At 69.2% G+C, this 14,582-nt stretch carries 17 protein-coding genes; 10 read left to right on the top strand and 7 right to left on the bottom strand.

The window, feature by feature from the left end:
- Window positions 1-3: 3 nt before the first annotated feature.
- The 4 genes from ABZS64_RS10060 to ABZS64_RS10045 all read right to left on the bottom strand — a co-directional run bounded on the left by ABZS64_RS10060 (window position 4) and on the right by ABZS64_RS10045 (window position 3,907).
- Window positions 4-582 (bottom strand): transglutaminase family protein, encoded by a 579-nt coding sequence (locus ABZS64_RS10060; protein WP_355825802.1) that lies wholly within the window; start codon window positions 580-582, stop codon window positions 4-6.
- A 78-nt stretch (window positions 583-660) separates the two neighbouring features.
- The gene (locus ABZS64_RS10055; RefSeq protein WP_355825799.1) at window positions 661-1,749 is read right to left on the bottom strand and encodes a low specificity L-threonine aldolase; all 1,089 of its coding nucleotides are present in this window, start codon (window positions 1,747-1,749) and stop codon (window positions 661-663) included.
- On the bottom strand, window positions 1,728-2,483 hold the full coding sequence (locus ABZS64_RS10050; RefSeq protein WP_355825797.1) for an SDR family NAD(P)-dependent oxidoreductase: 756 nt from the start codon (window positions 2,481-2,483) through the stop codon (window positions 1,728-1,730). The genes ABZS64_RS10055 and ABZS64_RS10050 overlap by 22 nt, the downstream gene beginning before the upstream one ends.
- Before the next feature lie 26 nt (window positions 2,484-2,509).
- Window positions 2,510-3,907, bottom strand: a complete 1,398-nt coding sequence (locus ABZS64_RS10045; RefSeq protein WP_355825794.1) for a DUF6421 family protein — start codon at window positions 3,905-3,907, stop codon at window positions 2,510-2,512.
- A 195-nt stretch (window positions 3,908-4,102) separates the two neighbouring features.
- Between ABZS64_RS10045 and ABZS64_RS10040 the strand changes: the two genes are divergently transcribed.
- Window positions 4,103-4,276: a hypothetical protein gene (locus ABZS64_RS10040; protein WP_355825791.1), complete on the top strand. Its 174-nt coding sequence runs from the start codon at window positions 4,103-4,105 to the stop codon at window positions 4,274-4,276.
- A 70-nt stretch (window positions 4,277-4,346) separates the two neighbouring features.
- On the top strand, window positions 4,347-5,030 hold the full coding sequence (locus ABZS64_RS10035) for a glycerophosphodiester phosphodiesterase family protein (RefSeq protein ID WP_355825788.1): 684 nt from the start codon (window positions 4,347-4,349) through the stop codon (window positions 5,028-5,030).
- Here ABZS64_RS10035 and ABZS64_RS10030 read toward each other — a convergent pair.
- Entirely contained in the window at window positions 5,027-5,584 is a 558-nt protein-coding gene (locus tag ABZS64_RS10030; protein WP_355825785.1) for a GNAT family N-acetyltransferase, read from the bottom strand. The genes ABZS64_RS10035 and ABZS64_RS10030 overlap by 4 nt on opposite strands.
- 73 nt (window positions 5,585-5,657) lie before the next feature.
- On the opposite strand from ABZS64_RS10030, the gene ABZS64_RS10025 reads away from it, so the two are divergent.
- From ABZS64_RS10025 to ABZS64_RS10000, 6 genes are all read left to right on the top strand, one after another.
- Entirely contained in the window at window positions 5,658-6,044 is a 387-nt protein-coding gene (locus ABZS64_RS10025; protein WP_355825783.1) for a VOC family protein, read from the top strand.
- Window positions 6,045-6,203: 159 nt separating this feature from the next.
- Window positions 6,204-6,752, top strand: a complete 549-nt coding sequence (locus tag ABZS64_RS10020; RefSeq protein ID WP_355825780.1) for a DUF5134 domain-containing protein — start codon at window positions 6,204-6,206, stop codon at window positions 6,750-6,752.
- Between the two features lie 106 nt (window positions 6,753-6,858).
- On the top strand, window positions 6,859-7,794 hold the full coding sequence (locus ABZS64_RS10015) for a M48 family metalloprotease (protein WP_355825777.1): 936 nt from the start codon (window positions 6,859-6,861) through the stop codon (window positions 7,792-7,794).
- A 34-nt stretch (window positions 7,795-7,828) separates the two neighbouring features.
- Entirely contained in the window at window positions 7,829-8,515 is a 687-nt protein-coding gene (locus ABZS64_RS10010) for a phosphatase PAP2 family protein (protein WP_355825774.1), read from the top strand.
- Between the two features lie 19 nt (window positions 8,516-8,534).
- Window positions 8,535-9,230 carry an HAD-IA family hydrolase gene (locus ABZS64_RS10005; protein ID WP_355825771.1) on the top strand — a complete coding sequence of 232 codons (696 nt, stop codon included), beginning with the start codon at window positions 8,535-8,537 and terminating at the stop codon, window positions 9,228-9,230.
- A gap of 210 nt (window positions 9,231-9,440) precedes the next feature.
- Window positions 9,441-10,109 carry a helix-turn-helix domain-containing protein gene (locus ABZS64_RS10000; RefSeq protein WP_355825768.1) on the top strand — a complete coding sequence of 223 codons (669 nt, stop codon included), beginning with the start codon at window positions 9,441-9,443 and terminating at the stop codon, window positions 10,107-10,109.
- Here ABZS64_RS10000 and ABZS64_RS09995 read toward each other — a convergent pair.
- Window positions 10,082-11,596 (bottom strand): hypothetical protein, encoded by a 1,515-nt coding sequence (locus ABZS64_RS09995; protein WP_355825765.1) that lies wholly within the window; start codon window positions 11,594-11,596, stop codon window positions 10,082-10,084. The genes ABZS64_RS10000 and ABZS64_RS09995 overlap by 28 nt on opposite strands.
- A 179-nt stretch (window positions 11,597-11,775) precedes the next feature.
- Here ABZS64_RS09995 and ABZS64_RS09990 point away from each other — a divergent pair, with 179 nt between their 5' ends.
- A complete protein-coding gene (locus tag ABZS64_RS09990) occupies window positions 11,776-12,450 on the top strand; it encodes a DUF305 domain-containing protein (protein ID WP_355825762.1) in 675 nt (224 codons plus the stop codon).
- Here the strand turns inward: ABZS64_RS09990 and ABZS64_RS09985 are convergent.
- On the bottom strand, window positions 12,428-13,075 hold the full coding sequence (locus ABZS64_RS09985) for a DUF6214 family protein (protein WP_355825759.1): 648 nt from the start codon (window positions 13,073-13,075) through the stop codon (window positions 12,428-12,430). The two genes, ABZS64_RS09990 and ABZS64_RS09985, sit on opposite strands and share 23 nt — an antisense overlap.
- A 140-nt stretch (window positions 13,076-13,215) precedes the next feature.
- Here ABZS64_RS09985 and ABZS64_RS09980 point away from each other — a divergent pair, with 140 nt between their 5' ends.
- Complete coding sequence (locus ABZS64_RS09980) at window positions 13,216-14,568, top strand: FAD-dependent oxidoreductase (RefSeq protein ID WP_355825756.1); 1,353 nt, start codon at window positions 13,216-13,218, stop codon at window positions 14,566-14,568.
- The last annotated feature ends 14 nt before the right edge of the window (window positions 14,569-14,582 follow it).

Here is a 14,582-nt window from a genome sequence, read left to right as displayed (position 1 = left end):
GCCTCACAGTTCGGCCGGGTACAGGGTCCAGAGGGTTTCGCGGTCGGGCGCCGCCTTGAGGGCGTCGAGCACGGCCCGATGAGGTGCATCATAGAGCACTGGATAGTCCATCTCATTGGACTGGGGCCGTACGTCGAACGCGAGGCGCTCCCGATCGAGCGAGAACTGCGCGTCGACTCCGGGCTTGTTGCCGCGCGGATCCAGCCGCGCCCACTCCTGCCTGCCGGGAAGCTTCAGCGCGACCAGCCCGTGCACGACATTCAGCCGCTGATAGCAGAAGGCGGCAGGGATGGACCCGGCGCGCAGCAGGGCGACCAGCGCATGGGACTTGGCGCAGCAGATGCCGGTGCGTTGCGCGAGGACGTCGGAAGCACGCCAGGGGACGCGCATGTCCCCCGAGTCGCTGGAGTGCGGGATCGCGTCTCGTACGAACTCGAAGGCCGCTTTTGCGTATGAGTATGCGGGGAGGGTGTCAACCCCCAAACGGGCCGAAGTTTCGCGGACCAGGGGATGCCCGTGGTCGACCACCTCGTCGGCGGCGAGATACGCGGAGAGTTGGGGTACTTGCTGGATCAGCTCCATGCCCGCCGACCCTAAGGAAGTGGCCGAACGGAAGTCAATCACTTTCCGATCGGCCACATACTTATGCAGTGCGGTGGACTAGCGCGCCATCTCTTCCTTCAGCGCCTGGACGAAGGAGTCGACATCGTCCTCGGTGGTGTCGAAGGAACACATCCAGCGGACATCACCTGCCGCCTCGTCCCAGAAGTAGAAGCGGAATCGCTTCTGCAGCCGCTCGCTCACATCGTGCGGCAGGCGCGCGAAGACGGCGTTGGCCTGGACGGGGTGGAGGATCTTCACACCGTCGACGGCGCGTACGCCATCGGCCAGTCGCTGGGCCATGGCGTTGGAGTGCCGGGCATTGCGCAGCCACAGATCGCGCGCGAGCAGCGCCTCCAACTGCACCGACACGAAGCGCATCTTGGAGGCGAGCTGCATCGACAGCTTCCGCAGATGCTTCATATGGCTCACGGCGTCCGGGTTGAGGACGACCACGGCCTCGCCGAACAGCATGCCGTTCTTGGTGCCGCCGTAGGACAGGACGTCCACGCCGACCGCGTTGGTGAAGGCGCGCATCGGCACATTCAGTGACGCGGCCGCGTTGGCTATCCGGGCCCCGTCGAGGTGGACCTTCATGCCGTGCCCGTGGGCGTGGTCGACGATCGCCCGGATCTCCTCGACCGTGTAGACCGTGCCCAGCTCGGTGTTCTGGGTGATCGACACGACCTGCGGCATCGCCCGGTGCTCGTCGTCCCAGCCCCACGCCTGCCTGTCGATGAGCTCGGGCGTGAGCTTGCCGTCCGGAGTCGGTACGGTCAGCAGCTTCAGCCCGCCCATCCGCTCGGGCGCTCCGCCCTCGTCCACGTTGATGTGCGCCGACTCGGCGCAGATCACCGCGCCCCAGCGGTCCGTGAGCGCCTGGAGCGCCGTGACGTTCGCGCCGGTGCCGTTGAAGACCGGGAAGGCCTCGGCCGTCGGCCCGAAGTGGCTGTGCATGACCCGCTGGAGGTGCTCGGTGTACTCGTCCTCGCCGTACGCGACCTGGTGACCGCCGTTGGCGAGAGCGAGCGCAGCGAGAATCTCGGGGTGGGCGCCGGCGTAGTTGTCGCTGGCGAAGCCCCGTACCGCGGGGTCGTGATGGCGTCGGGCGTCGGTCTTCGGCGGTGTCACGGCTTGGGGGTCAGCCACAGGCGCTGTCCATTCGCTTCCCGGGCGGGCCGGTCCCAGACTCCGGCGATGGCCTCGGCCAGTTCCGTCACGTCCGTGAAGCCCGCGAACTTCGCATTCGGGCGCTCGGCGCGCATGGCGTCGTGCACGAGTGCCTTGATGACCAGGATGACAGCAGCGGCCTTCGGGCCCTCCTCGTCCCCGGCCTTGCGGAAGGCATCGGCGAGCGCGAGAGTCCAGGCCTCGGCCGCGGCCTTGGATGCCGCGTATGCGGCATTGCCCTCGGTGGGCTTGGTCGCCCCGGACTGGCTGACCAGCACGAAGCGGCCCTTGCCGCTTCGCTGGAGCGGCTCCTGGAAGGCGAGGGAGGTGTGCTGGACAGTACGGATCAGCAGCTTCTCGAGGAATGCCCAGTCGGCCAGGTCACTCTCGGCGAAGGTGGCGCTGCCGCGCCAGCCGCCGACGAGATGAACCAGGCCGTCGATCCGGCCGAACTCCTTCTCGGTCTGGTTCACCCAGTCGCGTGTCGCGTCCAGGTCGAGCAGATCGACCGTGTCCCCTGTGACGGTCGCTCCGCCGTGCGCGTACCGGGCGGCGTCGACCGCCTCGGCCAGGCGCGCGGTGTCCGCGTCGGAGGCCACCACGATCGCCCCGGCCTCGGCGAGCTTGAGCAGGGTGGCGCGGCCCGCCGGGCCGGCCGCTCCGGCTACCGCGATCACGGCACCGTCCAGCGCCCCGTTGCCGTTCGTGTTCATGGACCTGGCCTCCTGGGTGCGAGTGCTCACGCGGCTGCCTGCCCGGCGCCCGCCGCGGTGATGCCCTTGGTGGAGGCGATCACGGCCTTGAGCTTCTTGGACAGCGCCTCATAGAACATGCTGAGCGGAAACTCGTCAGGAAGCACGTCGTCGACAAGCTTGCGTGGCGGCTGTGTCAGATCGAGAGCATCGGGACCCTTGGCCCAGCGGGAGCCGGGGTGCGGTGCGAGGTAGGTCGAGACCAGGTCGTACGCGGCGAACCAGTGGACGAGCTTCGGACGGTCGATGCCGTCGCGGTAGAGCTTCTCGATCTCGGCGCAGAGCTGGTTGGTGACCTGCGGCGCGCGGTCCCAGTCGATCTTCAGGTTGTTGTCGGTCCAGCGCACCACGTCGTGCTTGTGGAGGTAGGCGAAGAGCAGCTGGCCGCCGAGGCCGTCGTAGTTGCGCACCCGGTCGCCGGAGACGGGGAAGCGGAACATCCGGTCGAAGAGCACCGCGTACTGCACATCGCGGCCGTGCCGGTTGCCCTCGGCCTCCAGCTTCACGGCCTCCTTGAAGGCGGTGAGGTCACAGCGCAGCTCCTCCAGGCCATACATCCAGAACGGCTGGCGCTGCTTGATCATGAAGGGGTCGAAGGGCAGATCGCCGTGGCTGTGGGTGCGGTCGTGGACCATGTCCCAGAGCACGAAGGCCTGCTCGCAGCGCTTCTGGTCGCCGACCATCTCGTGGATGTCGTCGGGGAGTTCGAGACCGAGGACGCGCACGGCCTCATTGGTGACGGCACGGAAGCGGGCCGCCTCACGGTCGCAGAAGATGCCGCCCCAGGTGAAGCGCTCGGGGGCCTCGCGCACGGCGATCGTCTCCGGGAAGAGCACCGCCGAGTTGGTGTCGTAGCCCGCGGTGAAGTCCTCGAAGGTGATGCCGCAGAAGAGGGGGTTGTCGTAGCGGGTGCGCTCGAGCTCGGAAAGCCACTCCGGCCAGACCATGCGCAGCACGACCGCTTCAAGGTTGCGGTCCGGGTTGCCGTTCTGCGTGTACATGGGGAAGAGGACCAGGTGCTGCAGTCCGTCGGCGCGGGAGGCGGCCGGCTGGAAGGCGAGCAGCGAGTCCAGGAAATCGGGGACGGCGAAGGCGCTGTCGGCCCACTTGTGCAGATCGGCGACGAGCTCGCGGTGGTACGCGGCATCGTGCGGCAGCAACGGGGAGAGCTCTTCCACGGCGTCGATCACGCGGTCGAGCGCGGCTTCGGCAGAGACGCGGGCGGGGGCGCCCTCGGCGTCGAAGTCGATGGAGCCGTCCTTGGACTGCCAGGGGCGGATCTCCTCGACGGCACTCTTGAGTTTCAGCCAGGCCGGGTGCTCAATCACCGGGGCAGCATTCGATATGCCCCCTACGGCTGGGTCCTGCACAAGAATTTCCGTCATGTCACTTCCTTCACGGGAGAACCTCGCGTCAAGACACCGTATCTGGGCATGCTTCTCCCGTACAAGTGGAGCCATTGGAAATTATCCTGCCCCAACCCCTGATCACCGGAGGTTTTGCGGTCGGCGGCCGTCAACCCAGACAGGACGCGCCCACGGGCGAGTGACACTGTTGGCGGTGTGCGGAGCGTCACCGGTATGACGGAGGGTCCCTATCCCGCCAATTTCGCCCCGGAGCCGAACCGCGTGAGCACCCGTGCCGTCCTTGTCGCAGCCCTCATCACCGGTTCCGTCCTGGGGATCGCGGGGGCCAGAGCGGACCACTCCACTCCCCCGCGCGAGACCGGTCCCATCGCGGAGGCAGGCCGTTAGGCTGCGAGCTTGCCGTGCGGCTGCCGGGATGCGCCGCGCGGGAGCCGCCGTCGACGGAAGCGAGAGAATCTTGACTTTCCTCACCATCGGTCATCGCGGGGTCATGGGCGTCGAGCCGGAGAACACCCTGCGCTCCTTCATCCGTGCCGAACAGTCCGGCATGGACGCCATCGAACTGGATCTGCATCTCAGCAAGGACGGCGCGCTCGTCGTCATGCATGACGCCGACGTGGACCGTACGACCGACGGAAACGGCCCGATCGCCGAGAAGACCCTCGCCGAGCTGCGGGAGCTCGACGCGGGCAGCGGCGAGCGTGTGCCGGTCTTCGACGAGGTCCTCGACGCCGTACGGGCCCCCCTCCAGGTGGAGATCAAGGATGTGGCCGCGGCCCGGGCGCTCGCCGATGTGATGCTCCGCCGCGATCTCGTCCACCGCGTCGAGGTGTCGTCCTTCCACGACGACGCGATCGCCGAGATCGCGGGCCTGGTGCCGGGTGTACGGACCGCGCTGATCGCCAGCCGCTGGGGCGCCGACATCGTGGACCGTGCGAAGACCGTGGGCGCCGCCTCGCTCGCTCTGAACATCCGCAGACTGACCCTGGAGACCGTCGAGCACGCGCACGGCGAGGGACTTCAGGTGATCGGGTGGGTCGTCAACACCCAGGACCATCTGCGGCTGGTGCGCGCACTCGAACTCGATGGCGCGACCACCGACTTCCCCGAGATCCGGCGCACCGGCCGCTTCACGGCCTAGGACACGTCCAGGTCCTTCACGAGGAGCTCGAAGGCGAGATCGTCACGCTGCGGGAGGCCGAAGCGCTCGTCGCCGTACGGGAAGGGGCTCAGCTTTCCCGTACGGCGGTAACCGCGGCGCTCGTACCAGGCGATCAGCTCGTCCCGTACCGAGATCACGGTCATGTGCATCTCGCTCACACCCCAGCGCTCACGCGCGCTGCGCTCCGCCTCGGCGATGATCTGACGGCCCAGGCCTCCGCCCTGGAGCTCGGGGCGGACTGCGAACATGCCGAAGTAGGCTGCGTCGCCGCGGTGTTCGAGCTGGCAGCAGGCGACCAGCTCGCCGTCCCGCTCCACGACGAGGAGGGTGCTGCCGGGGGCGGTGATGACCTCGCGGACGCCTTCCGGGTCGGTGCGCTGGCCGTCGAGTATGTCCGCCTCGGTGGTCCAGCCGGTCCGGCTCGCGTCACCTCGGTACGCGGACTCGATCAGCGGCACGAGCGCCGGCACATCGGCCCCGACCGCGTCACGGTAGGTGAGCTCGCCGGAGTCCCGGAGTGGTGCGGTGTCCATGAAGCGGACTCCCCTCTCGACTGTCTGCATGTGCCCCGAGACTAACCCGGGCCTCCCGCCCTAGGGTTTGGCCATGGTTCATGTGCTCAGCAGCCGGATCCTTCTGCGCCCAGCCGATCCGGAGCGCTCCCGGCGCTTTTACGGGCAGACACTCGGTCTGCCCGTCTACCGCGAATTCGGCACCGGCCCCGATCGGGGCACGGTCTACTTCCTCGGCGGCGGTTTTCTGGAGGTGTCCGGGCGCTCGGCGGAGGCCCCGTCGCCGACCGTACAGCTCTGGCTCCAGGTCGAGGACGCGGCCGCCGTGCACGCCGAGCTCACCGGGCTCGACGTCGAAGTGCTGCGGCCGCCGCTCCGTGAGCCGTGGGGACTGATCGAGATGTGGATCGCGGACCCGGACGGTCACCGGATCGCGATGGTCGAGGTTCCGGCGGATCACCCGCTGCGTTCCCGCCCCTGAGACGGCTTCGCTCGACGCGTTGCGACGGGCCGCGGGCGCGGGCCGCGTGCGCCCGCTCGCACCCCGGTCCGCGCTCCCCCAGCGCCCCCGTGCGCTCGTGTAGGCCCCTCGGGGGCCGGGCATCGACTCCCTTGACGCCGTCCGAGGGGGAGGTACGCCGTGCACGGACCCGCGACGTCCGGCTGGCTGCTCGTGGCGCTGTGCGCGGCCACCGGGGCGTACTGCCTGGTGCGGATGCGCAGTTGCTCCGGCGAGGCACGCGAGGCGGCCGGCGGCGAGGCCCTGATGGGGCTCGGCATGGCGGCGATGGCGGTGCCCGCTGCGGTGCTCGCGCCGCCCGACTGGGCGTGGGTGGTGTACGCGACGGTCTTCGGCGCCGCGGCCCTGCGCGCCCTGTGGCCCGCCCGCCGCAGCACCCACCATCTGCACCATCTCGTCGGTTCCCTCGCCATGGTCTACATGGCGGTGGAGATGACATCCGGCGCCGGTCCCCACGCCTCGCATGCGGCCGCCGGGGTTCCGCTGCTCACCGGTGGCCTTCTGGCGTACTACACCGTGTACGTGCTGCGCTCGGGCATCCGGCTGATACCCGTGCCCGCCCCCGCGGGCGGCGCAGCGACGGTCTCCTGGGGCGCGCGCGCCGAACTGGCGCCTGCCTGCAGACTCGCCATGGGCCTCGCCATGCTGGCGATGCTGATCACTCTCTGAGTCCCCTGCGAGCCCTCTGCCGGCGCACGATGCCGAAGCCGTGTCCTACGTCACTTGGCGTGCCCGGCCATACCCGCAAGTAGCTCCCCGCTCATAGGCTGACAACATGTTGGTCTCCCTCGTGCTGCTGGCTCTCGGCGCACTGGCCGCCGTCGTGGCCCCGCGACTTGTGTCGCGTGCCGACTGGCCGGAGCGGGAGCCCGTGGTGGCACTGTGGGTCTGGCAGTGCGTGGTGGCGGCCGTACTGCTCTGTTTCGCCCTCTCGATGACCTTCAGCGCGGCCGCGGCCTGGCAGCTGGTGCGGGGGCAGGTCTTCGCCTCGGCGCCGAGCGGCGTGATGGAGGCATACGCGCTCGGCGCGGACGAACCATGGTCCGCCGCCCTCGCCGTCATCCTGGCCGCCTGTGGTCTGTGGACGGGAGCGATGCTCACCCGGGAGATCTACCGGTCGCATGTCCGGCGCAAGCGGCGGCGCACGGAACTGTTCGTGCGTTCACCCCTGATGCCGGGCGAGGAGCCCGGCAGTGAACCGCTCGTCGTCCTGGAGGGCGAGCGGCCCGACGCCTGGTGGCTGCCGGGCGCCGCTCCCCAACTGGTCATCACCACGGCTGCGTTGCGCCGCTTGAAGGGGCGTCAGCTCGATGCCGTACTGGCCCACGAGCAGGGGCACGCGCGGGCCCGGCACGACTGGCTGCTGCACTGTTCCGCCGCGCTCGCAGGCGGCTTTCCGCAGATCCCGGTGTTCGCGGCGTTCCGCGACGAGATGCACCGCCTGGTCGAGCTGGCCGCCGACGATGTCGCCTCCAGGCGATTCGGCCGGGTGACGATCGCGCTGGCGCTGGTCGAACTCAACGAGGACCGAGGGGTGTTCGGTCCCTGCCCCACTCCGGACGCCCAGCTGCCGCAGCGGGTGAACCGGCTGCTGACGCCGGTGCCGCGGCTGACCGCGGCCCGTCGGCTGCGGCTCACCGCGGCCGCCGCACTCGTCCCGGCGGTCCCGCTGGTTGTGGCATTCGTGCCCGGACTGCGCGCGCTGGGCTAGCCCCGTGCGCCGGCCGGGGGCGAGGATCTTGCCCATGGACTTCCCGCGCGCAGCACGCCCCACCTCGCCGGCGCACATCCCGGTCCCGGCAGCAGCCCGTACGGGCGCGCTGCTCGCCGCTCTCTCGGCGGTGCTGCTGATCCTGGTCGCGGTCTCCTGGGCGCCCCTTCTCTCCTTCGACCGGACGGTCGCGGACTCGCTGCACCGGTCGGCGGTGGATGAGCCGGGGCTCACCCACGTGAACCGGGTGCTCACCGACTGGGTGTGGGACCCCTGGACGATGCGCCTGCTGATCGCCGTAGCCGTCGTCTGGCTGCTGTGGCGCAGGGAGTGGCTGCTCGCGCCGTGGATCGCGGTGACGAGCGCGGTGGGCACCTTTGTGCAGCAGGGGCTGAAGTCCGCCGTCGGCCGCGAGCGGCCGCAGTGGCCCGATCCGGTCGACTCGGCACACAACGCGGCCTTCCCGTCGGGCCATGCAATGACGGCAATGATCAGCTGCGGGCTCCTGCTGTGGCTGCTCAGGCGGTACGGAGCCCGGGGCCCGCTCTGGATCCTGGGCGTCGCTGCCGCCGCCGTCTCCGTCGTCGGCGTGGGCTTCACGCGGCTCTACCTCGGCGTGCACTGGCCGTCCGACGTGCTCGGCGGCTGGCTGCTGGGCGCCTGCTGGGTCGCCCTGTCGATCGCGGCGTACGAGCGTGCGGTCTTGTCCCGGGAGCGCTGACCCCGCGAGGATCACGGCCATGGCGATCAAGGGTGTGCTCTTCGACTTCTCCGGAACCCTCTTCCGTATCGAGTCGGCACGGGACTGGCTGCACGCGGTCCTCACCGCGCGCGGCAACCAGCTCCCCGAGGCCGAACTGACCCGGTACGCAGAGCAGTTGGCGGCTGCCGGGGCACTGCCGGGCGGTTCGTCCCCGCAGCGGCTGCCCGCTCATCTCACAGAGCTGTGGGCGACCCGCGACGAGAGCATGGAGCGGCACCGGGCCGCGTACACGGGGCTCGCCCGCCAGGTGGAACTGCCCGACCCGGGCCTGTACGACGCGCTCTACGAACGCCACAAGACGCCCGCCGCCTGGCGCCCCTACCCCGACGCCGCCGAGGTGCTGCGCACGCTGCGGGAGCGGGGTGTGGGCATCGCTGTGGTCAGCAACATCGGCTGGGATCTACGACCGGTTTTCCGCGCCCACGGTCTGGACGGGTGGGTGGACGCGTACACCCTCTCCTACGAGCACGGAGTGCAGAAGCCGGATGTACGGCTCTTCCGCGCGGCCTGCGAGGCACTGGGCCAGGACCCGGCCGACGTTCTGATGGTCGGCGACAGCAGAGACGCGGACGCCGGTGCCGAGGATCTGGGATGCGCTGTCCACTTCGTGGACCATCTGCCGGTCGGGGAACGTCCGGCGGGGCTGCGCCCGGTGCTCGGACTCGTCGGGTGAATCCACGGATCAGCCCAGGGCACAAAGCCGCGGAAACCGGCGAATCGCCACACAGGAGCACACTGAAGACATGGCAAAGCCAGCCGAACCGGACGATCCCCCGCGTCGCCCGGTTCGGGCAGCATTACCGCTGCTGACCAGGCCCTGAAGGCCACGCAGCAGCATGCGCTGAGTATATTGGCTCAGAGCCAGTCAACGCAGGAGTCAAGCATGTCCCCGCGAAGCGCATCGGTCAACGAAGAACTTCGTCGGCGTTCCCGGGAGCGGCTTCTGCAGGCGACCGTGGAGCTGGTCGGAGAGCACGGATACGAGGCCACGACGCTGGCCGACATCGCCGACAGAGCAGGCTCGGCGCGCGGTCTGGTCTCGTACTACTTCCCGGGCAAGCGGCAGCTCCTGCAGTCGGCCGTGCACCGCCTGATGTACCTCACACTCGAAGCCGCGCTGGAGCGCGAGCCCCGGACCGACGACGGGCGGGAGCGGCTGGCTCGGGCGATCGACGCGATTCTCGGGCTTGCGGTCGACCATCCGGTACTGATGCGGACGCACATGTCGGGGGTGCTGCAGGCCGACGGGTTCAGGCAGTGCCCGGAGCAGCAGCGGCTTGCGGCCCTGCTGCGCGACACGGTGGAGCGGTACGGATCGCCGAACGTCGAAGCCGACTATCCGCTGCTGCGGGCGCTTCTGATGGGAGCGGTGTTCGCGATTCTGCTGCCGGGCGTGCCGATGCCGCTGTCGCGGCTGCGCGCGGAGCTGTTCCAGCGCTACGGGCTCGACTGGGAGCTCGGCGTTCCGCCGGACGAGGACTCGCTCGGCGGAACGCCTGATGACACCGTTGTCGATCCGCTTGTTCAGTCGCGGTCGAAGTCGTCGAAGTAGTCGGGCTGGGTCTGGACATTGAGCTCGTCCATCCGCACCCGCTTCGCCGGATCGGTCCGCCGGTCGTGGAGCTTCAGCACGTCGAAGCCCTTGGCGATGTCGTTCGAGTAGATGTAGCCGTTGTAGTAGTACGCCGACCAGGAGCCGCCGGTCACCATCGTGTCCGTGCTGATCGGGCCACGCTCGAAGTAGGCGATCTCCTTGGGCTTGCTCGAGTTGGTGAAGTCCCAGACGGAGACGCCGCCCTGGTACCAGGCCTGGACCATGATGTCGCGGCCCTTGACCGGGATCAGCGAGCCGTTGTGGGCCACGCAGTTCTCGGTGTCCGCCTGGTGCCGGGGGATCTTGTAATAGCTGCGGAAGACCAGCTTGCGGTGGTCGCCCCTGCCGACGATGTCGTAGATGCCGTCGGCGCCGCGGTTCGGACCGATCGCGGCGTTGCAGGTGGCCGCGCCGCCGCCGCCGAGCTCGTCGGTGAAGATGACCTTGTTGGCCTTCTGGTTGAAGGTCGCCGAGTGCCAGAACGCGAAGTTCACATTGTCCTGGACCTGATCGATGACCTTCGGGTGCTCGGGGTCCTTGATGTCGAACAGGATGCCGTCACCCATGCAGGCGCCGGCGGCCAGGTCCTTGGAGGGGAGCACCGTGATGTCGTGGCAGCCGGTGGTCTTGGAGACGCCCGGATTGGTGGGCGAGCCGGGGTTGCCGCCGCCGTCGGGGCCCTCGCCCGGGAAGAGCACCGGGAAGTTGACGACCGCCGCCTTCTCGGGGGCCTTGCGCGGCACCTTGATGACGGAGATTCCGTCGTGCGGCGGCTGGCAGTCAGGGAAGGTCGCGTTCGGCGAGTACGAGGAGACGTAGATGTAAACGTTGCGGCGCTCGGGCACCAGGGTGTGCGTGTGCGAGCCGCAGAAGGTCTCGACGGCGGCGACGTACTTCGGGTTGCGCTTGTCGCTGATGTCGAAGATCTTCATGCCCTCCCAGGACGACTTCTCCGTCGCGGGCTGCGTGGTGCTGTTGCAGGAGTTGTCGCTGCGCGAGGAGTCGGTGGAGAGGAAGAGCAGGTCACCGGAGACGGTGACGTCGTTCTGCGATCCAGGGCACAGGACCTGCGCGACGGTCTTCGGGGCCTTCGGGTTGCTGATGTCGAAGATCCGGAAGCCGTCGTAGTTGCCCGCGTAGGCGTACTTGCCCTGGAAGGCGAGGTCCGAGTTGGTGCCCTTGAGGGCGTCCTTGGGGATGTTGATCAGGTGTTCGATGTTGTCGCTGTGGACGACCGCATCCACAGGGGGTATCTCGCCGCTCTCGATGGCCGACTTGGTGGTGGCAGCCTGTCCCGATGAGACCGTTCCCTGGGCGGGAGTGTCCCCCGGGTCGGGCGTGGCGGCCGCGGGTCCGGCCGTCAGCAGGGTGGCGATGAGCCCGGCCGCGGCTGCCGCCACGCCCAGTCGTCTGCGCCGCACTCGGGTGGTGTGCAACAGGGTCACTGCGGTGTCCTCCCTTGTATCCGTTCGAAGTTGAACGGTTCACGGACCCCGGCAGTATCTTCCTTTCCATGTACATCACAACAGATGGCAACAGAGACGTAATGAAAGTTTTTGATCATCCGCGTGCGGAAGAGTGCTAAGACGGTCCCCGAATACCCCAAGTGCCACAGGAGGTCACCGTGTTGAACCGTCGCAGGACCGCGTGTGTCCGCAGATCGGTCGTCGCTGCCGCGGTCGCTGCCGCCGTACTCACCCTGGGCGCCTGCGAGTCGGACTCGGACGCTCCGGCCAAGGCCAAGGGGGCTGCCGGACCGTCAGTGATCGCGCCGGGCAAGCCGGGTGAGCCCGCCAAGACTCTCTCCGCCGAGGACGCCGCGAAGGCCACACCCGACGACACCCCCAACGCGGCGGACTTCTCCTACGCGCAGATGATGATCACGCACCATGGCCAGGCCCTGGAGATGAGCGCGCTGGCGCCCGAGCGGGCGAAATCCACGCAGGTCAAGCGGCTGGCGGAGCGGATAACTGCCGCACAGAAGCCGGAGATGGGCGCGATGCAGGGCTGGCTGAAAACCAACGGAGGGGACAAGGGGAAAGCAGACTCGGGGGGTCATGACCATGGTCATGCCGCCATGCCGGGGATGGCCACCGCCGCCCAACTGGCGCAGCTGCGCGCCGCGAAGGGCAAGGCGTTCGACGAACTCTTCCTGAAACTGATGATCACTCACCACCAGGGCGCACTCACGATGGCCACCGAAGTCCTCTCGGAAGGGAACAACGTCCTGATCGAGGAGATGGCCAACGATGTGATCGCCCAGCAGACGAGCGAGATCAACCGGATGCGCTCGATGTGACAGGCAGCTGCGAGGGGTGTGGCAGGGCCGCAGGACCGGGGGCTTCGGGGGGCGTCCGGCGGCGGTTGTGGCGGGGCGCGAGGTAGCCCTTGTCCCGGGCACCCGCGATGAGCCGGAGCGCTTTGCGGCGGCTGCGCCCGGTCGCGGCCATCACCGCGAGTACGGGGTCGCGGCCCTCCTGCTGCGCAGCCCGGTAGACGTCGGCGGCGATCCGTCGGCCGGCGCTGCCGCGCGGTACTGCGGGCCGGGCCCGGCGACGGCCGGGCATCGGTGTGTCCGCCGGTTCCTTTTCGACCGGTCCGGGTTGCTGCGCGGCGACCCCGCAGGCGTCCTCCAGCGGGTCCTCGATCCGGTCCGCGAGCACCGCGAGGCCCTCCAGGGGCAGTGGCGGGTCGGCCCGCAGGTCCTCGATGGCGATCCGCCCGTCGGCGACGACGGCGACCACGTCGATCCGGGCGCCGTCGGCGAAGGTCAGCAGGACGTTGAACCAGGGCGAAGAGATGTCGTGCCCGCCGGGCTCCGAGGTGACCCTCCCGGCACCATGCAGCTCCCAGACGGGTGGATAGGGCAGCGTCTCATCAGGGTCATACTGATCATTACCGTTAAGAAACGTAGTTTCTTGCACAATTAGCACGTAACCAGCCAAATCATCTGCTTCCCCGGCGGCACGCACGCCGTTCCGCCGCAAGGCACCCCGTCAGCTCATCTCCCCAGCCCCGCACCCTGGTGCGATGCTGGAGTCCCCCTGCGGGAAGGAGCGCAGCTGTGCTTCGCGTCGCCGTTGTCGGATCGGGACCCAGCGGGGTCTACGCCGCGCAGGATCTCGTCCAGCAGAGCCGGGTGCCCGATGTGCGGGTCCACGTACTCGACCGGCTCCCCTGCCCCTACGGACTCGTGCGCTACGGAGTCGCGCCCGACCACGAGAAGATCAAGTCGCTGCAGAACAATCTGCGCAGCGTGCTGGAGCACGACCGGATCGACTTCATCGGCAATGTGGAGGTCGGATCGCACGGGCTCGGTCCCGAGCAGCTGCTCGAGCTCTATCACGCGGTCGTGTACTGCGTGGGAGCCGCGAAGGACCGCAGGCTCGGCATTCCGGGCGAGGACCTGCCGGGCAGCCACTCCGCCACCGACTTCGTCTCCTGGTACAGCGCACATCCCGACGCGGCGGACAACGGCTTTGCGCTCGCGGCCCGTTCGGCCGTCGTGATCGGTGTCGGGAACGTGGCCGTCGACGTGGCCCGCATCCTGGCGCGGGGCGCGGACGAGCTGCGCCCCACGGATGTTCCGCAGGCCGCGCTCGGGGCGCTCGCGCTCAGCCAGGTGCGCGAGGTGCACATGGTCGGCAGACGTGGTCCCTCGCAGGCGAAGTTCACCACCAAGGAGCTGCGGGAACTCGGCTCCCTGCCCTCGGCGGACGTGGTGGTCGATCCCGGTGACCTGGCCCTCGACCCGGCGTACGCGGATGCCTCGGCCGCGGCCGCGCTGCCCGCGGTCAACCGGCGCAACCTCGATGTCGTACGCGGCTGGGCGGCACAGCCCTCCGAAGGCCGGGATCGGCGGATCCATCTGCGGTTCTTCCTGCGCCCGGTGGAGCTGCTGGAGCGGATGGGACGGGTGGGGGGCGTACGGTTCGAGCGCACCGTTCCGGACGGCGAAGGGGGCGTGCGGGGCACCGGGGCCTACGAGGAGATCGAGGCGCAACTGGTGCTGCGGGCGGTCGGCTACCGCGGTGTGCCGTTGCCCGGGCTGCCCTTCGACGAGTGGCGAGGCACGGTGCCGCATGCCGCGGGCCGGGTGCTGCGGGACGGGGTTCCGTCGCCCGGCGAGTATGTGGCGGGCTGGATCAAGCGGGGCCCGACGGGGGTGATCGGCACCAACAGGCCGTGTGCCAAGGAGACGGTGCTCTCTCTGCTCGACGATGCGGCGACGCTGGCGCTGCGCCCGGTCGCGGCCGATCCGCTGGCCGTGCTGCGAGAGTCGGGGCACAGCCCCGTCCAATGGCCGGGCTGGCTGGCGATCGAGGTGGCGGAGGCGACGCTGGGGCAGACGCTCGGGCGACGGTCCGTCAAGATCCCTGACTGGTCGGGGCTGTTGAGCGCGGCCGACGGGAGGTGACTGGGAGCAAGCCC

The organism is Streptomyces sp. NPDC005408 (genome assembly GCF_040606445.1).
Taxonomy (GTDB): Bacteria; Actinomycetota; Actinomycetes; order Streptomycetales; family Streptomycetaceae; genus Streptomyces.
Note: the sequence above shows the minus strand (reverse complement) of the source record. Positions and strands in the feature narration are given on the sequence as shown.